This window comes from Deinococcus metallilatus (assembly GCF_004758605.1).
GTDB classification, from domain to species: domain Bacteria; phylum Deinococcota; class Deinococci; order Deinococcales; family Deinococcaceae; genus Deinococcus; species Deinococcus metallilatus.
Genome location: NZ_CP038511.1, coordinates 215,583 through 238,787, shown reverse-complemented (window position 1 = coordinate 238,787; position 23,205 = coordinate 215,583). Strand labels below are relative to the sequence as shown.

At 70.1% G+C, this 23,205-nt stretch carries 20 protein-coding genes; 4 read left to right on the top strand and 16 right to left on the bottom strand.

The features are described from left to right. Nucleotides 1-568 precede the first annotated feature (568 nt). From E5F05_RS05010 to E5F05_RS04995, 4 genes are all read right to left on the bottom strand, one after another. A complete protein-coding gene (locus E5F05_RS05010) occupies nt 569-856 on the bottom strand; it encodes a hypothetical protein (protein ID WP_103128003.1) in 288 nt (95 codons plus the stop codon). Between the two features lie 579 nt (nt 857-1,435). Beyond that, a complete protein-coding gene (locus E5F05_RS05005) occupies nt 1,436-1,858 on the bottom strand; it encodes a hypothetical protein (RefSeq protein ID WP_103128002.1) in 423 nt (140 codons plus the stop codon). After that, a complete protein-coding gene (locus tag E5F05_RS05000) occupies nt 1,855-2,295 on the bottom strand; it encodes a hypothetical protein (RefSeq protein WP_103128001.1) in 441 nt (146 codons plus the stop codon). Before E5F05_RS05000 ends, E5F05_RS05005 begins: the two co-directional genes overlap by 4 nt. A 58-nt stretch (nt 2,296-2,353) precedes the next feature. Further along, nucleotides 2,354-4,870, bottom strand: a complete 2,517-nt coding sequence (locus tag E5F05_RS04995) for a heavy metal translocating P-type ATPase (RefSeq protein WP_103128000.1) — start codon at nt 4,868-4,870, stop codon at nt 2,354-2,356. A 153-nt stretch (nt 4,871-5,023) separates the two neighbouring features. Between E5F05_RS04995 and E5F05_RS04990 the strand changes: the two genes are divergently transcribed. Together E5F05_RS04990 and E5F05_RS04985 are read left to right on the top strand one after the other, a co-directional pair. Then, complete coding sequence (locus E5F05_RS04990; protein ID WP_102124940.1) at nt 5,024-5,227, top strand: CopZ family metallochaperone; 204 nt, start codon at nt 5,024-5,026, stop codon at nt 5,225-5,227. A 67-nt stretch (nt 5,228-5,294) separates the two neighbouring features. Beyond that, complete coding sequence (locus E5F05_RS04985) at nt 5,295-5,558, top strand: metal-sensitive transcriptional regulator (RefSeq protein WP_103128288.1); 264 nt, start codon at nt 5,295-5,297, stop codon at nt 5,556-5,558. Between the two features lie 90 nt (nt 5,559-5,648). Here E5F05_RS04985 and E5F05_RS04980 read toward each other — a convergent pair whose 3' ends face one another. From E5F05_RS04980 to E5F05_RS04965, 4 genes are all read right to left on the bottom strand, one after another. Further along, the gene (locus E5F05_RS04980; protein ID WP_103127999.1) at nt 5,649-6,518 is read right to left on the bottom strand and encodes a WD40/YVTN/BNR-like repeat-containing protein; all 870 of its coding nucleotides are present in this window, start codon (nt 6,516-6,518) and stop codon (nt 5,649-5,651) included. 83 nt (nt 6,519-6,601) lie between these two features. Then, nucleotides 6,602-7,648: a peptidase C39 family protein gene (locus tag E5F05_RS04975; RefSeq protein WP_103127998.1), complete on the bottom strand. Its 1,047-nt coding sequence runs from the start codon at nt 7,646-7,648 to the stop codon at nt 6,602-6,604. 255 nt (nt 7,649-7,903) lie between these two features. Then, nucleotides 7,904-8,527 carry a DUF305 domain-containing protein gene (locus tag E5F05_RS04970; RefSeq protein ID WP_103127997.1) on the bottom strand — a complete coding sequence of 208 codons (624 nt, stop codon included), beginning with the start codon at nt 8,525-8,527 and terminating at the stop codon, nt 7,904-7,906. Beyond that, nucleotides 8,524-8,946, bottom strand: coding sequence for a four-helix bundle copper-binding protein (locus tag E5F05_RS04965; protein ID WP_103127996.1), 423 nt, complete (start codon nt 8,944-8,946; stop codon nt 8,524-8,526). Before E5F05_RS04965 ends, E5F05_RS04970 begins: the two co-directional genes overlap by 4 nt. 297 nt (nt 8,947-9,243) lie before the next feature. On the opposite strand from E5F05_RS04965, the gene E5F05_RS04960 reads away from it, so the two are divergent. After that, the gene (locus E5F05_RS04960; RefSeq protein ID WP_103128287.1) at nt 9,244-10,509 is read left to right on the top strand and encodes a type II restriction endonuclease; all 1,266 of its coding nucleotides are present in this window, start codon (nt 9,244-9,246) and stop codon (nt 10,507-10,509) included. A 103-nt stretch (nt 10,510-10,612) separates the two neighbouring features. Here the strand turns inward: E5F05_RS04960 and E5F05_RS04955 are convergent, their stop codons facing one another. Next, entirely contained in the window at nt 10,613-13,909 is a 3,297-nt protein-coding gene (locus E5F05_RS04955) for a DEAD/DEAH box helicase (protein ID WP_129117597.1), read from the bottom strand. 541 nt (nt 13,910-14,450) lie between these two features. Here E5F05_RS04955 and E5F05_RS04950 point away from each other — a divergent pair. Beyond that, on the top strand, nt 14,451-17,033 hold the full coding sequence (locus E5F05_RS04950; RefSeq protein ID WP_103127994.1) for a heavy metal translocating P-type ATPase: 2,583 nt from the start codon (nt 14,451-14,453) through the stop codon (nt 17,031-17,033). A gap of 122 nt (nt 17,034-17,155) precedes the next feature. Here E5F05_RS04950 and E5F05_RS04945 read toward each other — a convergent pair whose 3' ends face one another. From E5F05_RS04945 to E5F05_RS04915, 7 genes are all read right to left on the bottom strand, one after another. Next, nucleotides 17,156-18,400 carry a glycoside hydrolase family 1 protein gene (locus E5F05_RS04945; RefSeq protein ID WP_103127993.1) on the bottom strand — a complete coding sequence of 415 codons (1,245 nt, stop codon included), beginning with the start codon at nt 18,398-18,400 and terminating at the stop codon, nt 17,156-17,158. Between the two features lie 74 nt (nt 18,401-18,474). Further along, the gene (locus E5F05_RS04940; RefSeq protein ID WP_103127992.1) at nt 18,475-19,449 is read right to left on the bottom strand and encodes a YncE family protein; all 975 of its coding nucleotides are present in this window, start codon (nt 19,447-19,449) and stop codon (nt 18,475-18,477) included. 26 nt (nt 19,450-19,475) lie between these two features. Then, entirely contained in the window at nt 19,476-20,141 is a 666-nt protein-coding gene (locus E5F05_RS04935; RefSeq protein WP_103127991.1) for a methyltransferase family protein, read from the bottom strand. Further along, nucleotides 20,138-20,371 carry a DUF2933 domain-containing protein gene (locus tag E5F05_RS04930; protein ID WP_103127990.1) on the bottom strand — a complete coding sequence of 78 codons (234 nt, stop codon included), beginning with the start codon at nt 20,369-20,371 and terminating at the stop codon, nt 20,138-20,140. The genes E5F05_RS04935 and E5F05_RS04930 overlap by 4 nt, the downstream gene beginning before the upstream one ends. Before the next feature lie 88 nt (nt 20,372-20,459). Next, nucleotides 20,460-20,687 (bottom strand): cation transporter, encoded by a 228-nt coding sequence (locus E5F05_RS04925; RefSeq protein ID WP_103127989.1) that lies wholly within the window; start codon nt 20,685-20,687, stop codon nt 20,460-20,462. A 158-nt stretch (nt 20,688-20,845) separates the two neighbouring features. Further along, on the bottom strand, nt 20,846-22,288 hold the full coding sequence (locus tag E5F05_RS04920) for a sensor histidine kinase (RefSeq protein WP_201262708.1): 1,443 nt from the start codon (nt 22,286-22,288) through the stop codon (nt 20,846-20,848). 50 nt (nt 22,289-22,338) lie between these two features. Beyond that, the gene (locus E5F05_RS04915; protein WP_103127987.1) at nt 22,339-23,013 is read right to left on the bottom strand and encodes a response regulator transcription factor; all 675 of its coding nucleotides are present in this window, start codon (nt 23,011-23,013) and stop codon (nt 22,339-22,341) included. Between the last annotated feature and the right edge of the window lie 192 nt (nt 23,014-23,205).

Below are 23,205 nucleotides of genomic sequence, written 5' to 3'. Positions count from 1 at the left end.
AGATCGGGTGTTTCCGCCCCCGGGCAGGCCAGGATGACCTCCAGGGGTCAGCCCGTGCCCCCAGCCGCCAGACAGGGCGCGGGCCTCCCCGGGCCGGTGCGGAACAGGAGCAGCCATCATGGACTCGCAGCAGCATACCGGTGCGGGCTGACAAAAACCTTGCCGCCCGCTAGCCCAACGGCGGGCACCGGGCGGACCCTCGGCCCCAACGGCGCTGAGGAACTGTCCGGTTGGAAAGCCAGCGGGCCGTTTCCGCGACGGGAATGGCCCGCCCGGGACCCGCACGGCCGCCACCTCCTGGTCGTTCTCGCGGAGCTTCAAGGGCCGGTACACGCCGTCCTCGGGAGAGCACCCGAGCTCGGCGGCGATGTCCTCCAGGCGCCGGGCAGCGTCACCCGTCCGGATCAGCACGGAGGGGACGAAGCAGGGTTTCCCGCCACGGTCCCCTAGGCCGACCTGCCGGAATCCGGTGACGGGCTGCGGGTCCCGCAGCCCCAGGGAACGGCCCAGGAAGGCGAGGCGGTCACGAGATTCCGTGAGGCGAGTCCAGGGCCGACGGTGAGTTCGGTCATGGGGTCTGCGCGAACGGAAGGAAGGCGAGGCCGAGCAGCCATCCGGTGAGGGCCGCGAGCGTGACGGCACCCGCCACCAGCGTCACGCTCCAGTCTAGGACGCCGGTAAGGGCGAGGGTGGTCAGCACGAGCACGAACAGGGTGGCCGGAACCAGGGCGGCGAAGGCCTGAACGGCGTGCGCCCGCCCCGCCGAGGGGCGCAGCCAGGCGTACCCCCCGTCCGTGAGCAGGCCGGTCACGATCAGCGCGGGGAGCAGGGTGTAGTTGGCGTGGACGAGCAGCATCAGCGCCGAGCGACGAACAGCACCACGCCGGCCAGCAGGGCGGCCTGCACCAGCACGCCCGCCACACCAAGGGCCGTCCCGAGGTCACCCATCAGCTCCCCCGCCTCGGTGAGCGGGTTGGCGAAGGTGGTGAACAGGGTCAGGAGGGACAGCCGCAGCCCCAGGGACGCGGGGGCAGGCCACGGGGCCCGCGTCTCGCCGCGGGCGAGGGCCGCTCCACCGAGGAATGAAGTGACGCCTTTTTCAAGGCGCTGGCGGTGAGGACCACCAACACCGCGGGTTGTTTCGGGTGCTCGCGCACCTTCACTCGAGTTCGCGCGGCGCGTGCTCGCGCTGCTGACAGCCCGTGCTCCACACCGGCCGGCCGGCAACTTGAGGTCGCCGCCGTGTGCGTCGAGGTCACGCACGCTCTCTTTCACCTGGCCTCGACGAGCGAGGCCACCGCGGGCGACGTGACGTTCAAGGCGCGCCGGGTGCTGCGCGCGTACCTGTCCGTGGGGTGAGCACCGAGCCCGACCTCCACGGCCAAACAGGCGGCCCTTCGGGGGAAAGGGCCGCCCGTAAGTGGAAGTCCGCGCCTCAGGCCACCACGCTTTGGGGCGCGAGCACTTCGGCGAGGCGCACGAGCAGTTCCTCGGCCCGCTCGTAGCCGGGCCGCAGGTACACGGTGCCGAAGGTGCTCCAGTCCTGCACCGCCGCGACCTCCTGCCCGCCGTCTTCGAGCTTGAGGTGCGGGTACACGCCGTACTCCACGAAGCAGCCGAACTCGCGCGCCACCTCCTCGAGCGCGAGGGTGTTCTCCTCGTCCCAGGTCACCCGGTACGGCAGGGCGAAGGCGGGCTTGCCGCAGGAACCGCCGGTGCCCAGCAGGGGGAACCCGGCGACGCTCGGCGACTCGGCGCGCACCTTCACGCGCTCAAGGAAGGCGGCGCGGTCGCGGGCGAGCCCCGGGCTGGGAAGTTTCTGGGCGGCGATCCAGGGGCCGATGGAGAGTTTGGTCATGGGGTGGTCCTTTCCTGCCCGCTGGGGGCGTCTTGAGGGTTGAGGGTGTCGACGAGGTCGCGCAGCAGCTCGGCGGCATGATCGTACTCGGCGCGCAGGTACACCACCCCGAAGGGGGTCCAGTCCTGGATGGCCGCGAGTTCCTTCCCGGTGGCGGTGTGCCGCAGGTGGGCGAGGTGGCCGTACGTAACGTGGCTGCGGTAGCGCCGGGCGAGGGCTTCGAGGGCCCGGGTGTTCTCGTCCGTCCAGGTCAGCAGGTAGGGCAGGGCGAAGGCGGGCTTGCCACAGGAACTGCCGACGCCCAGGAGCGGGAGGCCCTGCTCGCCCGGGTAGGCGGCGCGCCTCCGCGAGCGTTCGAGGAACCCCGCGCGGCAGAGGTCCGGTCCGGCGTTCGTCCGGAGGTCGCGGATCAGGTCAGCCACGTTCAGCTTCGCCATGGAACGGCACTCCTTTCAAGGCGGAGGGGGCCGCACCCGCGGGTGCGGCTCCGGGAGGTCAGGCGCGCGCCGGGGTGGCGGTACCTGCACGGGTGGGAACGGGATCGGGACGGACGGGAGGCCGGAAGCTGCGCAGGCGCAGGGCGTTGCTGAGCACGAAGACGCTGGAAAAGCCCATCGCCGCCGCCGCCAACACCGGGCTGAGGAGCCAGCCGAAGGCCGGGTACAGGACGCCCGCCGCGACCGGGATCAGCACGATGTTGTACGCGAAAGCCCAGAACAGGTTGAGCTTGATGTTCCGTAGGGTGGCGCGGCTGAGGGCGTAGGCGTTCGGGACCCCGCGCAGGTCCCCACTCATCAGGATCACGTCGGCGGTCTCGACGGCCACGTCGGTGCCCGTGCCGATGGCGAGCCCCACGTCCGCTTGGGCGAGCGCGGGTGCGTCATTGATGCCGTCCCCGACAAAGGCCACCTTCTGGCCCTTCCCTTGCAGTTCCTTCACAGCGTCGCTCTTCCCGCCCGGCAGCACTTCGGCCAGGACCTCGTCGATGCCGAGCTGACGGGCGATGGCGTTCGCGGTGCGGGCGTTGTCGCCGGTAATCATGGCGACCCTCAGGCCCTGGCGGTGAAGGGCCTTCACGGCCTCCGGGCTGCCCTCCTTGATGGGGTCGGCCACCGCGATGACCGCCGCGAGCTGACCATCGATGGCCGCGTACAAGGGGCTCTTACCCTCGTCCCCGAGTCGCTCGGCCTGAGCTGCAAAGTTGTCCACGCTCAGGCCCAGCCGCTGCATGTAACGGTCGGCACCCACCTGCACCAGGCGGCCTTCCACGCGCGCTTCCAACCCATACCCGGGCACCGCCTCGAAGCCCTCCAGGGGAAGGATGGCCATGCCCTCTCTTTTCGCCGCATCCACGATGGCGCGGGCGATGGGGTGTTCGCTCTGCTCCTCGGCCGCCGCGACCAGCTTCAGCACTTCCGTCCGGTCGAATCCAGGGGCCGTCACCAGGTCCGTCAGGTCCGGCTTGCCCTTGGTCAGGGTGCCGGTCTTGTCCACCGCCACCACGTTCGCGCCCTGCAAGCCTTCGAGTGCCGCGCCGTTGCGGAAGAGGACGCCCAGCTCAGCCGCCTTGCCCGTGCCGACCATGATGCTCGTCGGCGTCGCCAGGCCCATCGCGCAGGGGCAGGCGATGATCAGCACCGCGACCGTCGTGACCAGGGCGAACGAGAGGGCGGTGCTCCCGCCCACCACCATCCAGATCAGGAAGGTCAGGGCGGCGATGCCGATGACGATCGGGACGAACACCGAGACGACCCGGTCCGCGAGGCCCTGGATCGGGGGCTTGCTGCCCTGGGCGCTCTCCACCAGCTTGATGATCTGCGCGAGCGCCGTGTCCGCCCCGATTTTGGTCGCCCTGAACTGAAAGGCGCCGTTCTGGTTGATGGTGCCGCCGACGACCGCCGCGCCCGCCTGCTTGGCGACGGGAATCGGTTCGCCGGTGATCATGCTCTCGTCCACGAAGGAGTTGCCCAGGGTGACCTCACCGTCCACCGGCACCTTCTCGCCGGGGCGAACGGAGATCAGGTCGCCGATCAGCACCTCGTCCGTGGGCAGTTCGAGTTCCTGGCCGCCCCGAACCACCCGCGCCGTCTTCGCCTGAAGACTCAGCAGCTTCTTCATCGCCTCACTGCTTCTCCCCTTGGCGATGGCCTCGAAATACTTGCCCAGCAGGATCAGGGTGATCACGACGGCGGCGGCCTCGTAGTACACGTGCGCGGTGCCTTCGGGAAAGACCTGCGGCGCGAGCGTGACGACCAGCGAGTAGAAGAACGCGGCCGAGGTGCCGATCATGACCAGGGAATTCATGTCCGGCGACCTGTTCCGCAGAGCTTTCCAGCCCAGGCGGTAGAAGCGCATCCCGGGGCCGAACTGCACAGGCACGGCGAGGGCCAGCATGACCCAGTTCAGGGTGGTCATGACCCCGTGCCCGAAGGTGCTCATCAGCCAGTCGTTCACGGCGGGCACGAGCATCGGGACCATCGCCAGGAGGGCGAGGGGAAGGGCGAAGACGGCGCTGAACGTCACCGCGCGGCGCAACCCATGAATCTCTTGCTCGCGCGCTTCACGTTCAAGGTCGGTCCGGTCCCGACCGGCCTGAGCCTCCAGCACCTCGTACCCGGCGCCCTTCACCGCCGCCTTGAGTTGCCCCGCGCTCACGCTCGACGGCAGATACCGCACGGTGGCCCGCTCGGTGGCGAGGTTGACGCTGGCGTCCAGCACCCCGTCCACCTTCTTCAGGGCCCGCTCCACCCGGCTCACGCAACTCGCGCAGGTCATCCCCTGCACGCCCAGCTCGATTTCGCCCACGACCGGCTCGTAGCCCACGTCCTTGACCCGGGCGATCAAGGCCTGCGGCCCCGTCTGCTCCGGGTCGTAGGTGACGGTGGCCCGCTCGGTGGCGAGGTTCACGCTGGCACGCTGCACCCCCTCGACCTTGCCCAGCCCCCGCTCGACCCGCCCCACGCAACTGGCGCAGGTCATCCCCTGCACACCCAGCTCGATGGTTTTGCTCATGCCTTCCTCCTATCCCCCCTAGGGGGGTACACGAAGAGCATACGACGACAGGGAGGATTCGACAAGGGCTGTGAGAGGTACAGTCCGCCGCCTGCGTCACCCAGTCCGGCGCTCCTCCTTGACACCCCCCCCGGTAGGGTATAGGATGCGGGCATGACGACCCAACTGACCGTGACCGGTATGAGCTGCGGGCACTGCGAGAAGGCCGTGACGAACGCCCTTAAGGGCGTCCCCGGCGTGCAGGACGTCCGCGTCGATCTCCAGGGCGGGACGGCCACCGTGCAGGGCGAGGCCGACCCCCAGGCCCTGATCGCGGCGGTGGCCGAAGAGGGCTACGGCGCCCAGGTGCGCGGCTAACGTGACCACCGCGAGCACCGACCCCGCCACCTGCCACCCGGGCAGTCCGTCCCCGGGCCACCTGTGCATGCCTGAGGACGCGCGCAAACGCGCCGCCCGGCGGCTCAAGATTGCCCGGGGCCACCTCGACAGCATCGTCGCCATGCTGGAAAAGGAGGATGCGTACTGCGTGGACGTGCTGCGGCAGATCAAGGCCGTGCAGGGCGCCCTGTCCGGGGCGGGCGAGGTCGTGCTGCGCGGCCACCTCGAAGCGCACGTCGCCACCGCCTCCACGCGGGGTGACAGTGTCGAAATCGTCGAAGAACTGATGGAAGCCCTCAAGTACACCTGAGACTTCACCCAAGCGGCGGGCCACCTCCAAGTGGCCCGCCGCTCGTGTGCCGGGTTCTGGGCGAGCTTCCCTTGCGCCGCAGAGGCGCGCTCAGGCTCCCCGCCCCGCCGGCGCCCATGTCCGGCCCCCGTCCAGCGAGCGGTACACCGCGCCGCCCGCCCCGACCGCGTACAGCCTCGCCTCGTCCCGCGGGTCGGCGGCCACCAGCCGCGCCGCCTCCCGGAAGCCCAAGCGTGTCCAGGTCGCCCCCTGGTCCCCGGAGCGCCAGAGGCCAGCGGTCCCCGCCAGGTACACGTGCCCGCTGACCGGGTGAACAGTCAGGCCGGATGGGGCGGCGGGGGGCGCGTTCCCAATCCGTTGCCAGGTGGCCCCATCGTCCGAGGCGATCAGGCCCTCGCCCGGGACGAGGGCGTACAGCCGCGGCGGCGAGCCGGGTCCCGCGGCCAGCGCCGTGGCATACGCGGTGTCCGGCGACATCACCTCCCAGTTGCGGCCTTCGCGGGTCCGGTACAGGCCGAGCCCGGCGATATTCGCGTACCACACGTTGGGCGCGTCGGGCGCGACGGCGAAGCCCTGAAGGTCCCGGCTCGCCAGGTTCCCGAAGGTCGCCGGTTGCCAGGTGGCCCCGCCGTCCCGGCTGGTCTTCAGCACGCCATGCCCGGCCAGGATCAGGACTGGGGACCGGGGAGAGGAGGCGAGCGACAGAGCGTCCCCGGCACCGTCGGGACGGCCCCAGGTGCGGCCGCCGTCGGTGCTGACCGAGACCCCGGCGTGCTGGCCGTACAGCAGCCGTCCGCCCGGAAGGACCTGCAGGGCGTGAAAATCACCGCCCAGGCGGCCTGCCTCGTCCGTTCCCTGTCGCCACGCCCGCCAGCCCACGGCCCCCGTCACCAGGGTCACGCCCAGGAGGGTACCGGCCAGCAGGCGGCGCAGGGACGGTCGTGTCCTTTGTGTCGTCATGCCCGCTTCTCTCCCGTGGACGTCCACCGCAGGCGGCACGTCACTCCCACTGTACGACGCGCCGCCCGTCACCGGGGTTCCCTTCAGGGCTGGGGAGCCATCACGTACGCCATGCCGCCCGCGTGGCTAAGCCACAACCGCTCGAAGACGGCGCGCGGGTAGGTGCGCTTCACCCCCGCGTCGCTCCTCGCCGCCGGGTCGTTCACCACCGGGTTGCCCCGCGCGTCGAAGCCGGTCAGCACCATCAGGTGCCCGTTCGACCAGGACAGCGGCGCTCCCGGCAGCTCGCCCGATTTGAAGCGCACACTCACCGCGAGCGGCAGCCCCTGCCCCAGGTACGCCTCGGCGTCACGCAGGCTGCCCAGGCGCGTTACAAAGGCCTGCAGGCCCTGGGTTGCGGCATACGCGGTGTTGAAGGGCCAGTTCCCGAAGCCGTCGTAGCGGGTGTCGAAGGTGGCCTTAGCGGCGTCCGGCACCCGCACGGGGCGGTTCCAGAAGCCCAGGATCATGGAGACGCTGGTGGGGCTGCACCAGACCTCCCCCCCGCCCGGGTAGATCATCTGGGAGAGCCCGGGGACCGCCAGAACCCTGTTCCAGGCGTTCGCCTGCCCGCCCCGGCCCTGGTCCCGCAGGCGCAGGGCGTTGTCGGACGTGTTGAACGACAGCAGGCGCACCTGAAGCCCCGCCCCTGGCGTCACGCGATACTGAAAGGCCGTGGCCCGGTAGGGGAGGGTCAGGGTGTCGGTGTTCACCGTGCCGTCCGCCGTGCGGGTCACGGGCAGGCTGGCCCGGGGTCCCGCCGCGCGCCAGGTCCCGAACCCGAAGTACGGCGTCCAGCGGCCGTCGCGCCGCCGCACGCGCACCTCCAGCGTCAGCGGACTCTCTCCCGGCCCCGTCACGTTCCAACTGGGGACGAGTTCGTTGAATGGCGCCACCTCCACCACGCCGCCCTCGAGCTGGCCGCCGCGGGGCTGGGGCAGCGCCTCCCAGGTGGCCTTCACGCTGGTCCGGGCCTGCGCGGCCTGGATCAGCGGGGACGGGGTGCCGAAGCTGGTCTGCTGCGCGTAGGGGGCGGCGCCCGCCACCGGGGCGAGCAGCAGGGCGGGCCAGAGGAGGCGTGCAAAGGTCACCCGGATACGGTACGGACCTTGTGTTGCCTTTGTGTTAAGGCGGATTCGGGGCTGCTGGAAGGGCCGCTCCTCCACCACGGCCGGGCGGCGCCCAGCTTCGGCGAACTCGGCCTCCCGCACGCCCGGCCCCTTCTCACGCCGGGGCCGGGCGTCCTCCAGGGGGAGCGTCGGGCGGACCTCCTGACGGCAGCGCGGCAGCGCGTCACACGAAGGGGCACCGGCCCACGAGCGGCCGGTGCCCCCTGGGACCTCTTCTTACTGGTGGGTGCGCAGCCAGTCCTTGAAGTCGTGCATCTCGTCGGCCTGCGCCATCATGATGCGCTGGGCGATGCTCAGCACGTGGTCGGTCTGACCGTTTTGCAGGGCGATATTGGCCATCTCGTTGGCTGAGCCGTGGTGGGGCGTCATCATCTCCAGGAACGCATGGTCGGGGCTTTGCGACCGGGACATCATCTGGGTCATCATCTGCCCCATGGCGGACATGGCCTGACGCATCCGGTTCTGCCGGGCGGTGTCCACGCCCCCCAGGCGCTGCAACTCGGCCTGCATCTCGGCGATCTCCTTCTGCTGATCGTCGATGATGCTCTGCGCCCAGGCGCGCACCAGGGGATCACGCAACCTCGGCAGCGCGGCGCGGCTCATCTCGATGGCGCTCTGGTGGTGCGGAATCATCATGGAGAAAAAGGCCCGGTCGAAGGCCGTGCCGGATAAGCGGCGCAGGTCGTCCATCATGGGCTGCATCCGGGCGCGCATGTCCGACTGCATCTGGATGATCATGGTGGTGGACATGCTGGCCGCCGTACCCCCCTGGCTGCCGCCCGCCTGGGCGGCGCTCACGGGCAGGGCCATCAGGGCCAGGGTCAGGATCAGCCCCTTCATGCGCTCATGCTCCCCAGGAGCTGCTGGCAGGCCTGCTCACAGCGGCGGCACGACTCGGCACACACCGCGCAGTGCTGCATGTTCATGTCGCGGGCGTGCATCTCGCACTCCTGCCCGCACGCCTGGCAGGCCGCGAGGCAGGCCTGAAGTTGGGCCCGCAGGACGTTCTGGTCGGGCTGGGTGAGCCGCGAGAGCACCCGCCCGGTGGCGCCGCACACGTCCGCGCAGTCGAGGTTCAGGCGGATGCAGTGGACGAGGTGCATCAGGTGGCCCTGCTCGCCCAGGCAGGCATCGGCACAGGAGGTACAGATGTTCTCGCACTCGAAACAGGCGTCGATGCACGCGGCCAGCGCTCCCTGGTCGAACACGCTGGCGGGGTTGGGGTGCGTTTGCAGCATCCGGGCAGTGTTCTGCGGCATGGGGACTCTCCTTGTCCTGAACATGAGGGCGGACCGACATGGGTGGCGCGGCGGTGTGAAGAACTCGTCGCCCTGCCAGCGTAGGCAGCGTTGTGTTCAATTTGTGTAAAGGTCATTCGAGCCTCAAGACCATGTGAAAGAAGGGCCAGCCGAGGGTGAAGCGGACAGCCGCCCCGTCCTGGCCGAGCACGCCTTCACACCTCCCCCCGTTCGGGGAACCGGCCCATCTCCCCGCAAACCAGACCCTCTCTCTCATGTCCGCCCGGCCAGCGGAAACCCGTGTGCTACACCATCCCCATGCAGACGCTCGACACGCTGATCCGGCATTGGCGCGACGATCCCGGGGCCACCTACCGCACCTGGTTCCTGTGGGAGGAACGCCTCAAGAACTTCCGCTCCATCCGCCGGGGTCTACAAACGGTGGTGAAGGAGATCGAGGCGGGGAGCTTCGGCACCCAGTACCGGGGCTCTTCGCTGGAGACGGTGGTACATTCCATCGCCGAGCAGCGCCAGATCTTCAAGGGTGCCGACCATGCCTTCCTGTGGAAGCCCAAGCTGCGCATCCCCGACATCTACGAGAGCCCCGACAACCAGAAGGCCTTCGGGCGCTTCCTCGACACCTGCGCCTGCTGCACCGGCAGTGACGACCTGATCCGCGCCATCCGCGATCTCGACCGCCGGGCCATCAAGGGCCTGGGCCCGGCGGCCGCCAATCTGCTGTACTTCCTGCACCCCACCTATATGCCGCCCTTCAACACCGCCATCGTGAACGGCTACAACGCCCTGACCGGGGCGAAGGTGAAGCTCGGAAAGTGGGAGGAGTACCTGGCGCTGCGGGAGGGGATGCTGCGGCTGAACGGGACGCACCGGGGCCTGCTGTCCAACGACCTGGGCGCCGTGGCGGGGCTGCTCTTCGACCTGGGCAGCGGGCGATACACGCCCCCGCCCCGTGAGGATGACGGGGCGGCGCTGAGTGCCTGGCAGGCGGACCTGGCGAAGGTGCGGGAAGAGTCGGCGAGCGCCAGCAAGGCGCTGGCCGCGGCCCGGGAGGGGGACCGGACCCACACCGAGGTGCAGGGCTGGCTGCGCGACCTGGGCCGGGCGCTGGGCTTCGACGTGTGGATCGCCGCGAACGACCGCTCCCGCCCTTACGCGGGGGGCAAGCTGGGCGACGGGTGCCTCGACACCCTTCCGCCCGGGATCGCGGGCACACCCGGGGCGGACGCGGTGCGGTTGATCGACGTGGTGTGGTTCGAGCGGGGGACGCTGGCCCCGGCGGCGGCCTTTGAGGTGGAGCACACGACCTCGATCTACTCGGGGATCGTGCGAATGCTCGACCTGGCCCTGGGCGCCCCCGAGCGGGCGGTCCAGGGCCTCTACCTGGTGGCCCCCGACGGCCGGGAGGCGGACGTGCGCGACCAGTTGCGCCGCCCCGCCTTCCAAGCGGTGTCCCACCTGAACATGCGCTACCTGCCCTACAGCGAGCTGGAGCGGCACCGCGAGGCGATGGCCCGCTTCGGACAGGGGTTGCGTGCTGTGGAGGCCATCGCCCGGGCGCTGTAAGCACAGACCGAGAACCCGTGGGTTCAGTCGGCACCCTTGAGGGTGCGGTGGGCGGGCTTCGAAACCGTCGAGAACCCACACTGGTGCCCCACGCACCGAAGGCTCAATCACTCGTGATCACGCTGAACGTGATGCCGTAGGTTTCCTGCAAGTACAGCTCGGTGACAGCGAGCAGATTCAACTGAGCATCGGAGATCCTGCGCTTGGAAACACCAGGTTGCACGACCGAAACGTGGAACTCGGGCCTGAGGTACCGTGCCCTGCGTCCCAGCGCACGCAGGGTCGCCGCATCCCCGAGATCGAACCGCGTCGTGCCGTGACGCGCCTGCCGTTCCCCCTCCCTCTTGACCAGGTGCTGGAAAAGTCCCTCGACGTCCGCGCGCCAGTGCACGCTTTTCTGTGCCTGGCCGCACACCTCATACAGGTCGCCGACCCGGGCACCGGGCTGGTCCTCGCCCGAGTACTTGCAGTGGTAGAGCCGGACGACCAGCCGGTCGTCGTACAGCTTGATCGCCACGATATCCGCCGCCTCCCAGGTGTCGTCATCATCGAACACGATGTCGAAGTCCTGCCCGAGCAGCCACTGGATGACCCGGTACTGCACGGTCGCCGGGTCGCGGTGGGGGCCCTGCGACTCCGCGCGGATGTTCGTGCCCGTCCAGTCCCAGGCCTCCACCCGCTCCGTCGAAAAGGGCGCCGTCACGGGGGCCGGGTGGGCGATCAGGCGGCCCCACATCACGGTCCGGTCATGAAAGTACGTGGTCGGCGGATACCGGACGAGCCACTCGGACAGCGGAACACGGGTGTTCTTCTCCGCCTTGCCGGTGGTGACCAGCACCTCCACGCCGTTCACCGGCCGGTAGCCCACGTCGTCGCCGAATACGACCTCGTACTCCACGGAGTGCTCCTCGGTGAAGACCCTGAAGCGGAGCGGCCCATCCTCCTGGAAGGTCGTCACGGCCAGGCCCGTCTCGTACAGGTGTGAAACCGTTCCTTCCAGCTCGAACATGATCGCCTGCTCCGGCCTCGCCAGGATGTCCTCGGACCACTCCACCGCGAGCGGCACCGCCCGGGGACGCCCCTCGACCGTCCGCCACTTGATGGCGCGCTCCAGGAGACCGCTCACGTCGATGGAATCGTCGATCAACTTCGCGCCCAGCGAGTGGCACCAGCGCATCCAGTCGTACACGGTCGGGGCAATCTGGTAGGACCAGAGCCGCCCCCTGGCAGAGCAGCCAGCGCTCGACCGTTCGGCCCGCTCATACCCGAACCCGAAGATGTTGGACTTCGTGCGGTCCTGGGTGGAGGCCTCGGCGAGGCCGGAAACGATGTCCGAGCCCATGAACATGGTGAAGCGCACCGCCCCGCGGATCGTGCTGCTCAGGCCGAGGTTCGTGAGCGTCAGGCGCTGGATGCCGTGCAGGCAGCGGAAGGTCGTCTCACCCTCTACCCGTTCCGCCGTGCCGCCGGTGACCGCCCTGGCAAGCTTGTCGGGCATCTCGTCGAGGTCCGAACTGTGGACGTACAGCAGGTGCCGCCCGGCGTCCCAGTGCAGGATGGACACGTCCCAGGTCACGTTCTGCAGGGTATGAAAGTCACCCCACCCCACCGGAGTCTGGTCCCGGGTGACGAACACGGCGACGTGCTCCCGGTGGCTGACAGTGGGCGGGGCGTAGAGCAGGTCCTCGGAGACCACGTCCGTGATGTGGTCGGGGTCCCACATCGGGCAGGTGGTCCGGTAGACCACGGCACTCATCTTGGGCGAGATGTTCTGGATGGGAAGGGCCCGTTCGGTCTTCTGGAACGTGTCCAGGAAGTCCATCAACTGTTCCTGGCGTCCGGACGCCTCGGCACTCAGGACCCGCAACAGGACGTTCCAGTCGGGGTCCTCGGCGTACAGGTCACGGAGTTCCGCCTGCACCTCGGCCAGACTCACGTTGGCGATCAGCGTCGCGTTCCCCAGCGTCCGGCTCGCGCGGGTGAACCGCCCGGTGAACTGCAGGGTGATCGTCAGGCTCTTGTGGATGTCGTGCATCGCCGCGATCTTCAGGTTCGGCAGGTCGAAGCCCTCCCCGAACATATTCACGCAGACGACCACCCGCGCCTCGCGCCGGGCGAGGGCCTCCAGGGCCGCGCGCTTTTCCGGCGCGGGCATGGCGTGGTACACGAGGACCGCCCCGTACGGCTTCCCGCGGCAGGCCTCCGCATACCGGGCATGGAGGTCCTCGGCCCGCCGCACGTTGTCGGCGCGGGCCATCACCAGGTGGTCGAAACCAGCGGGCCGATCCTCGCCGGGGGCCAGATCGGCGTCGAGGGTGTCCAGCGCCCTCGTGATGATCAGCCCGTCCGCCTGATCCCGGTCCAGAGCCGAGACCGGCCGAAAGAGGATGGGTTTGAAGTACTCCTCCTCCTGCGCCTTGAGGAGCGGGTAATTGAAGATCACCCTGCCTGGAATGGGCTCACGGCCGCTGCGGAACGGCGTGGCGGTGAACTGGAGGATCTTCCTGTCCAGAAACAGCTCCCGCGTCTGCTTCCAGGTTTTCGCCCCGATGTGGTGGGCCTCGTCGATGAACAGATGCGAGCACAAGGCGACGATGCGGGCCTTGGCGTCATCACCGCACAGGCGCAGCACGTCCATCGTGGTCACCACGACGTTGCAGGGCCCGAAGACATCGTCGGCCTGCTGGGCGTTTTGAAGGGCGTGGTCGAGTCGGCACACGACGGGAAGCTGGCATGTGGGGTCCAGCGCACCGACTTTCTTGAGCAGCCCGAGGGTCAGGAACTTCTCGCTGATCTGTGTTCGGAGCGCGTCGTTCGGAACGACGACCAGCAGCCGCTCAAGGCGCTGCTGCACCAGCAGGGCCAGCATCGTCTCCGTCTTGCCGGTCCCTGTCGGCATGACGACCGTCGCCGGCTCGTTCGTCATCTTCCAGTGCGCGAGCGCCGCGTGGAGTGCGCCGATCTGTGGCGAGCGCAGCCCCTCCTGAAGGCGCCCGTCCTCCAGGACCGTCTCCTCCGCGAAGCGGAAACGGTCACGCCAGGAGGCCAGCGCACGTTCGCGTGCGTCCTCGGGAAGCGGCATGTGGCGGGAGAACTTCGGCTGTACCCAGCGCGCCCTGAGGTGCTCGATGTCCGCCCGAGAAGTGGGAAGGGCACCTCCCTCCGTCCAGAGGACGGCGTCCACGTCGTCCGGGGGCTTCACGGGCCCGGGCACGACCAGGATGGAGGGCGCTCCGGGAGCCTCGACGAGCGTTCCCGTCGTTCGGCCGCGCCGGTACGGCCGGGACGTGCCGTCGAGCAGGACCATCTCCGGCGAGGCGAGCTGCTCAAGGACGTTCTTGTGAAGGGTGACACGACCGGCGTGCTGTCTTGGTAGGACGAAGGTCTCCAGGGCTGCCAAAGGTTCCTCCCGCTGGCCGCAGGGTAACAGTGCCGGCGCAAAGATCCGTCCTACTTTGCCCACGTCTTGGTGCAGGGCCTGGACCCCACCCGGCAGCGATTTTTGCTCACCTGGCCCCTCAGGCCGACTGTTCCGCCCCAAGCTGCCTGAATTCTAATCCACCCCCAGGGGATAGCCTGACGGATGTGTCGACGACGGCCTGCTATGAAGCTCTAAATCTGCTTGGCTGAATCCAAGTGCCGTGCTCAGCCTTGACATCCCCCCGGGGAGGGTATAGGGTCAGGGCGGGGAAGGCATCCTGGCGGCAGAGCAACCCGCGCGTTCCCCAAAAGCCGAGGTCACGACCGCGCCAGCCTCACTGGAGCCCTTGAGAACGTCATCGGTGCGCGGGCGCAGCGGACACTCGCCGGACGGTTCATCCCTGTGGGCGAGCGCGGCGGTCACTGCCTGCAGGGTTTACAGGAATTGAACACTTGCCGCCTACCCTCACGGCACGGGGCGATCACGCCGTGAGCAGATGAGCGGGAAAGCAGGGGGAACAATGACGCGACAGCACGAGACGCACCACCACGGCCAGACTGAAGCCAGCACGCAGACCTCCAGCGTTCTGGAAGTGGCGTTCCGCAACTGCTACGACGGCTCGGAGTTCGCCGACCTTGAGCGCAGCCTCTCCGCCATCGCGGGCGTGCAGAGCGTGCATATCGACCGCACGCGCGCCGTCGCCCACCTCGGGTACGACCCCGGCAACGTGACCGAGCCCGAGTTGCGCCGCCGCCTGCACGCCGCCGGGTACGACTGCGACTGCGAGGACTGCCCGCCGTCCGCCGTGCAGCCGGGGCATCCCCGCGTCGGGCACGCGGACCGCAGGCACACCGGGCACGACCACGCGGCGATGCTGGCCCGGGCCGCGACGTCCGCGCCCCACGCCCCCCCCACCCAGTCCCAGGGCCGCCAGGACACCTCTGCCGAGACGGGGCACGCCGGGCACGACCACCCGGCCATGACCACCAGCACCTCGCACCCCGCGGCCCACGATCACGCGGCGATGATGGCCAGCGGGGCGGGCGCGCACGCGCAGATGGGCCACGACGAACACGCGGGCCACGGGGAGGCGATGGTGCAGGGCATGCTGCGCCGCTTCGTGATCAGCCTGGTGCTGACCGTGCCGGTGGTGCTGTATTCCCCCATCGGTGAGGTGCTGGGCTTTACCGCCATGCCGCCCCTCGGCCTCTCGATGGCCTGGTTCGGGCTGATTCTCGCCACCCCCGTGGTGTGGTGGGGCGGCTGGCCCTTCATCTCGGCGGCGTGGCGGGCCCTGCGGCGCGGCGAGGCGAACATGATGACCCTGATCGCCACCGGCATCCTGGTGAGCTGGGTGTTCTCAGTGTACGCCACCCTCTTCCTGGGGGGCCGGGAGGTGTTCTTCGAGGCGGCGGCCATGCTGACCACCCTGTCCCTGCTGGGCCACTGGCTGGAGATGCGCGCCCGTTTCGCCACCGGGCGGGCGGTCGAGGCCCTGCTGAAGCTGGCCCCCTCCACCGCCCGGGTGGTCCGGCAGGGGCAGGAGGTGGAGGTGCCGTTGGAACAGGTCGTGGTCGGCGACGAGCTCGCGGTGAGGCCCGGGGACCGCGTGCCGGTGGACGGCGAGGTGGTCAGCGGGAGCAGCTACGTGGACGAGTCGATGATCACCGGGGAGCCGATTCCGGTGGCGAAGAACCCGGGGGCGAAGGTCACGGGCGGCACCGTGAATCAGAACGGCGCCTTCCACTTCCGCGCGACGGCGGTGGGGGCGGACACCGCCCTGTCCCGCATCGTGCAGATGGTGCAGAACGCGCAGGCGAGCAAGGCGCCCGCGCAGCGTCTGGCGGACACGGCCGGGAAGTACCTGGTCTACGTCGCGCTCACCAGCGGCCTGATCGCCTTCCTGGTCTGGTATTTCCTGGGCAATGAGGGCGTGGTGTTTGCGTTGACGGCGACCGTGTCCGCCATCGTGATCGCCTGCCCGGACGCGCTGGCGCTGGCCACGCCGACCGCGATCACGGTCGGCGTCGGGAAAGGGGCACGGGAGGGCGTGCTGTTCAAGAACGCCACCGCGCTGGAAGCGACCGCCGGGGTGAATACGGTCATTTTTGACAAGACCGGCACGCTCACCGAGGGCAAACCCGCCCTGACGGACGTGATTCCGGTCCCCGGAGTGGGTGAGGCGGACCTGCTGCACCTGGCCGCGTCGGCGGACCGGCCCTCGCAGCACCCGCTGGCGGAGGCCATCGTCCGGGGTGCCCAGGCCCGGGGGGTGGACATCCAGCGTCCGGACGCGTTCGACTCGGTGCCCGGGCACGGCGTGGTGGCGACGGTGCAGGGCCAGCGGGTGCTGATCGGGAACCGCAAGCTGATGGACCGGGAAGGGGTGGACGTCGGTGCCCTGCCCGGAGAGGTGGACCGGCTCGCGGCAGACGGAAAAACCGCGATGTACGTGGCCGCGGACGGACGGGCGCTGGGCGTGGTGGCGGTGGCCGACACCATCCGAGAGACGGCCCGGACGGCGGTGCAGGTCCTGCACGGGCTGGGCGTGCAGACCGTGATGCTCACCGGGGACAACCGCCGGACGGCGGAGGCGGTGGCCCGGCAGTTGGGAATGGACACCGTGATCGCGGAGGTGCTGCCGGGGGACAAGGCCGCGAAGGTGCAGGAACTCCAGGGGCAGGGCCGCAACGTCGCGATGGTGGGGGACGGCGTGAACGACGCGCCGGCCCTGGCGCAGGCCGACGTGGGCATCGCCATCGGCGCGGGCACGGACGTCGCGGTGGAAACGGCGGACGTGGTCCTGGTCAGGAACAGCCCGGCGGATGTGGCAAGTTCCATCGAGCTCGCCCGGCGGGTGCGCGGCAAGATCAAGCAGAACCTCTTCTGGGCCGCGATCTACAACGTCCTTGCCATTCCCTTTGCGGCGGGCGTGCTGTATCCGGCGTACGGCATTCTGCTGCGCCCCGAGTGGGCGGCGCTGCTAATGAGTGCGAGCACCGTCATCGTCACGGTGAACGCGCTGCTGCTCAACCGGGTGCGCCTGGGCCGACACCCGGCCCGGCCCCAGACCGCACTGGCGAGTGCCACTCAGGCCCACTGAGTCTCCTGACCGCACGGCTGCCGCCCAGTGGGCGGCAGCACGCTTGGGGCGGTTTCCCCACCACCCGCTGCTCCTTCCCGCAGTCGCCGCACGGAGCCAGGAGCGCGAAGGCAAAGCCCCCCTCACCGGGGCGGTGGGGAGCAGGACGGATTCGTAGGCGCGGGCGTCAGCGGCAGGGTGAGGGCGACGCTCTGGGCTGGCAACACGTCCCGCCACGCCGTTATCAGCTCGCGGTACGCGGTGCCGACCGGCCGGATACGGCGGTCCAGGTCGTACAGGCCCACCGGGTAGGGGCGCAGGTTCCGCTCCCGCAGCGCCGTGTCCCAGTCCACCTGATCCGTCAGCGAGTACCACGTGAAGCCCACCACCGGGACCCCGTCGTTGCGGATCTTGAGGACGTTGGCCCACTGCTTGGTGAGCCAGTCCGCCGCTTCCGTCCCGCGGCGGCCCTGGGGCGCGTTGGTCTCGGTGTGCATCACCGGCAGCCGGTAGCGCCGGTGATACTCACGGGTGATCAGGGCATACCCGAACATGTCCCCGGAGGGTTCCAGGCGGCCGTCCGGGAACACGCAGTGTTCGTTGGTGACGTAGTAGTCGTTGCCCATCACGCAGTGCGGCGTGAGCCGCTGCGCCCGGAAAAAGGCGTACTCCTGCCGGGTTAGGCCGTGATCCAGCAGGTACTCCAGCATGCTGGCGCTCACGTCCCGCCCGTAGTTCAGGTCCAGCGACAGGAACCGCAGCTCGTTGAGAAAGGCCTCCTGCGCCAGCACCTCCGGCACGCGGGCATGGAAGTGCTCCGTCGACTCGCTCTGCATGAACAGCGCGTCCGGGCGCACCTCCAGGATCGTCCGCATGGCGAGGACGTTCGCCCTCACCAAGTGTTTGAGCGCCGTGACGAACCCCCGATCTGTCGTGAGCCCCTCGTTCCACCAGCCGTACTTCCCGCTGAACAGGGCGCAGATGTACATCTCGTTGACCGGGGTGTAGAGCTGCACCCAGGGGTAACGCCGGGCGAACGCCCCCGCGTACCCGGCAAACAGTTCCGGAAAGTCCGGGTTCTGGAAGCTCCCGATCCAGTCCGGCACCCCGAAGTGGCAGAGGTCCGCGATGACCGTGAGCCCCCGCCGCCGCAGCGCCCGGAAGGTGGCGTCCGCGAAGGACCAGTCGTACCGCCCGGGGCCGACGAAGGACCGGTGCAGGGGCGGCCCGTACCGCAGGGCGTTCACCCCGAGCTCCACGGCCAGGTCGAAGTCCAGCTCGTAGTGCTCGTCGTGCCCGCAGTCGCGCATCTGGTCCACCCGCACGCGCCCGCCCTGGAGGGTGGGCGCGCTGTTCTCGATGCCGGTGGCGAACAGGAAATGGGTCATGGCTCCTTTCCGTGCGGGCGACCGCCGGGCCGAGGGTCAGAGGAGGGGGCACACGACGCCCCCGGGCCCGGCGTTCAACGTCCCACCACCAGGGCATGCAGTTCCCCGCCGAGCCGGTAGCGCGCGGTGACGCGGCGGGTCAGCGCGTCGATTCTCACGACGGTGCCCTCCCGCATGTTGCTCACGAAGACGTCGCGCCCGTCCGCGCTGATCCCGAGGCCATATGGCCCGTCACCCGTCCCCACGTTGACCGAGTTCCCGCTGGACACGTCCAGCACCGTGACGGCCGTCCCGCTGAGGTTGCTGACCCACAGCTCCTGCCCGGTGCGGAAGGCGAGTTGCTCGGGCACCATGCCGACCGGGTAGCTGGCGGCCACGGCGAAGGGCGCCGTGTTCAACAGGTCGATCCGTTCCCCGTCGAGCTCGGTGAGGGCCGCGCGGCGCCCGTCCGGCGAGAGGGCGGCACGGTAGGGCCGACCCCCCAGCATCCAGGTGTTCCTGACCTTCAGGGTGGAACCGTCCAGCAGGGTCACGCTGCCGGACAGGCGCGCGCCGGGGAGGCTCCCGGCCATGCTCGTGCTGGTGACAAGCAGCCAGGCCGCCCCCGGACCCACCAGGACGTGTTCAGGAACCTGCGCGAGCCGGACGGTGCGCTCCACCTGCCAGGTGTCGGTGCGGAACACCGTGAGGGTGCGCGGCCCCGCGCGGGTCACGTAGAGGCGCCGTCCGTCCGGGGAGACGGCCAGGCCGCGCACCCCCGCCCCCACCCGCAGCGTTCGCAGGACGCGCAGCCGCGCCGCGTCGATCACGCTCACCGTGCCCGTCTCCCCGCCCACCACGAACAGCCGTTGCCGCTGCGGGTCGGAAATCAGGCCGTGCGGGGTGCCGGGAATGGGCACCCGTCCCATCACCTGTCCGCTCGCACCGTCCAGCGCGATGATGGCGGAATCCGTCACGTTCTCGACGTACACGGTGGGCGCGGCAGCGGCGCCGGACAGTCCGAGCAGGCCGCAGAGAAGCCAGGCCTGCCTGCGGTGTGGCCGGGTCATGAATCCTCCTTTCGGTTCACGCCCCGTCATCCGGGACGACCGGCGCGCCCCGTCTGGCCGGGCCGTCTGAGCGCCGGGAAGAACGCCGGGGTGGTGGCCGCGTAGCGGGCGTAGGCTTCCCCGAACACCTGACGGGCCTCGGCCTCCTCGCGCCGGGCGAGCCGCAGGTACATCACCACCAGCACGGGAAACATCAGCAGGGTCAGGAGGGTCGGCCACTGCACCAGAAACCCCAGCAGGATCAGGATGAAGCTGGCGTACTGCGGGTGACGGACCCGCGCGTACGGGCCGGAGGTCGCCACCCGTCCCTCCCGCTGCGCGCGGTACAACACGTCCCAGGCCGCCGCGACCAGCCAGAACCCGCCGCCGATCAGCAGGTAGCTCAGCAGGTGCGGCAGGCCGAGGTGAGGATCGCCGCGCTGCCCCAGCATCGCCCACCACAGGTGCCCCGCGTCGTGGGAGAACACGTTCAGGTCGGGATACCGGCGCTGCAACCAGCCGGACAGCAGGTAGAGGGTCAGCGGGAAGCCGTACATCTCGGTGAACAGCGCAACCAGGAACGCCGTGAAGGCGGAGAACGCGCGCCAGTCGCGCGGGCTTCTGGGCCGCGCGAAACTCAGCGCGAAGAGCGCGAACACCACGGTGTTGAAGGCAACCAGGACCCACAGGCCGTAGGCGGGCGTGTCCGTCACCGCGCATCCCCTCCCCGGGAGGAACCGTCTTGCAGGTCCGCGCCCGGACCCGCGTGGCCCTGTCCCCCATGCCCATGCATCCAGAGGTGCATCAGCGGACACAGCAGGACCAGCACGAGGGGCAGCGCCCCGAACACATGGGCCGTGTGCTCCGTGACGAGGAAAAAGCCCGCGATTCCCAGAAAGGCCAGGAAGACCAGGCCCCCGGCCGTGCGCAGCAGGTGTCTCATTCTTCCCCCTGACCCGGGCAACGTCGCCGGATCCCGGCCGTGCCCCATACCGGGGCCGACGGCCGACGGTGAACTCCGGGCAGGACCCTCACCGGATGCTGGGCGGGCCTGCCTCGAAGCCGGCCCGGGCCAGTGCGGAACGCAGGTGCGAGAGGTCGAACTGGCCCGGGTCATACTCCACATACCCCATCTCGGTGGCGGGGTTGACATAGGCCCGGATGACACCCGGCAGCCGGGACAGAACGCCCTCCGCCCGCAGGGCCCCACCGCACCCGAGCCCGTCAATGGGAATGGTCAGGCGCTGGGTGGTGTGCATCGCTCCTCCTTGCCGCGCCCGTGGTGGCCCCTGCACTCTGCCGGGGCACATTCGGGCGTCACCCCCAGTCTGCCGCCCACCCTTGAGGGCCCGCTGCGCCGTTCCTGTGGGTTGGCTGAGGTGCACGGGTTCACTCTCCCCGGCAACGGCCCGCCGAACTAACGGCCGCCGGGTCCGGTCCCCGGCGCGACGGGCAGTTCGAAGGTGACCTGGGTCCCCACGCCCGGCCGGCTTGCCAGCCGCAGGCTGCCGCCGTGCTGCTCGGCGATCCAGCGGGCGATCGGAAGGCCCAGGCCGCTGCCCCCCGGGTGGTGGGTGCGGGCCGGGGCGCCCCGGTAGAAGCGCTCGAACACCCGCGGCAGGTCCGGCCCGGCGATGCCGACGCCCGTGTCGCTTACCGTCAGCCTCGCCGCCGGGCCGTCACGCCGTAGCGTGACGTTGACTTGCCCTCCCGGCGGGGTGTAGTGCACCGCGTTGTCCAGCAGGATGAGCAGGAGTTGCTTGAGCCGGTCCCCGTCCCCCTCCACGGTCGCCGCGTCGACGGGCCCGAGCGCCAGCCGCTGCCCGCGTGCCAGGTGTTGCGCCTCCTGGACCGTCTCGCGGACCAGCGCCTCCAGCACGACCTGTCCCCGCCGGATGCCCAGGCCCGCGTCCCCGCGCGCCAGGGTCAACAACTGGCCGACGAGGCGGGTCATGCGCTCGCTCTCCCGCTCGGCTTCCCGCACGACGTCCGCACGCTCCGCCTCCGGCATGTCCGGGTAGCGCCGCAACAGGTCCAGGTTGGCCCGGACGACCGTCAGGGGGGCCCGCAACTCGTGGGAGGCGTCCGCGATAAAGCGGCGCTGGGTCTGCGCCGACTCCTCCAGGCTCTCCAGCATGGTGTTGAAGGTCCGCGCCAGCTCGCCGACCTCGTCGTCGTGGGGTGGCGGTGCCACCCGCGCCGTCGGCTCCCGCGAGCGGGCGATCTCGCGGGCGGCCGCCGTCATGGCCTCCAGGGGCCGCAGCAGCCGCCCCGCGGTGAACCAGGTCGCGGCCAGCGCGCCGAGCAGGCACAGCGTGCCCACCCCGAGCAGCACCGTTCTCAGCCGGGCGACCGAACGGTCCAGCAGTCCCAGCGGGGTGAGGGTCTCGACATAGCCGAGCGCCGTGCCCCCCGCGCGCACGGGCAGCACGAAGACCCGCCAGCGCTGCTCCCCGACCAGCAGCCCGAACGCACCCCCGGCCGGGTGCGGCGGGGGCGGCGTCAGCCGGGGAAACAGCGCCACCACGCCGGCGTAGGCGGGTCCGGCGGGCGCGGCGAGCACCTGGGGCGGGGACGCCTGCACCAAGGCCGGGGCCGCCGCGCTCCGGCGCCGCACCCGCCCGTCGGGGCCATACACGCCGGACAGGACCGGGAGGCCCCCAGCCTGAAGATCGGTGTTCACCCGCGTTCCTGCCTGCCGCACCTCGGCCGCCAGGTGCAGCGCGCGGTCCACCAGGACGCGGTCGAGTTCATCGTAATGGCTGCGGGTGTGAAAGGCGTAGCTGAGGAGGCCCGAGGCGAACAGGGCCAGGGCGCAGCCGAGGCCGTACACCAGCGCCAGGCGCCAGCGCAGGGGCAACCTCCACGATAGGCGCGACCGGCCGGGCCCCCCACCGGCCCCGGCGGCGCTCACTCCCGGCGCAGCACGTACCCGGCGCCGCGCACGGTGTGGATCAGGCGCTCTTCCCCGGGTTCCTCCAGCTTGTGGCGCAACTGCTTCACGCATACCTCCACGACGTTCACGTCTCCGAAATACGACTTGTCCCACACCCGGTCGAGCAGCCGCTGCTTGGACAGCACCCGGCCCTGGCCTTCCAGCAGCTCCCGCAACAGCCTGAACTCGAGGTGGGTGAGCGGCACGACCCGCCCCCCCCGGCGGACCACGTGCCCCTCGACCTCCAGCGTCAGGTCGGCACAGCGCAGGACCGTGGGGCGCTCTGTCCGGCGGCGGCGCAGGAGGGTCCGCACCCGCGCGAGCAGCACGTCGAAGGTAAAGGGCTTCACGACGTAGTCGTCGGCCCCCGCCTCCAGCCCCGCGATCTGGTCCCGGTCCTCGTCGCGCGCAGTCAGCAGCAGCACGGGGGTGTCATCCCCGGCGGCGCGCAGCCGGCGCAGCACCTCCAGCCCGTCCACCCCCGGCATCATCACGTCGAGGATCACCAGGTCAGGGGTCTGGCCCCGCAGGAGGCGGAGGCCCGACTCGCCCGACGCGGCCACCTCCACGGCGTACCCCTCGAAGGTGAGGCCCCGCTTGAGGGCCGCCGTGACCCCCCCGTCGTCATCAATCACCAGGATGCGTTCCATGCCCCAGCGTTCATTCTGCCTCACCGCTGGAAGAGGAGGGACCCCCACCCGGCTGGAAAAGGGCAAGGGGGCCACCCCAGCGTTCGCGGTGCAGGCGGCGTGAGGCCCTCAGCGTCGGCTCAGGTCCCACGCGGGTGCCGCTCAGGCAGGCCATCTAGGCTTGGAGGACCGGCGCCGTGCGGACGCCCCCAC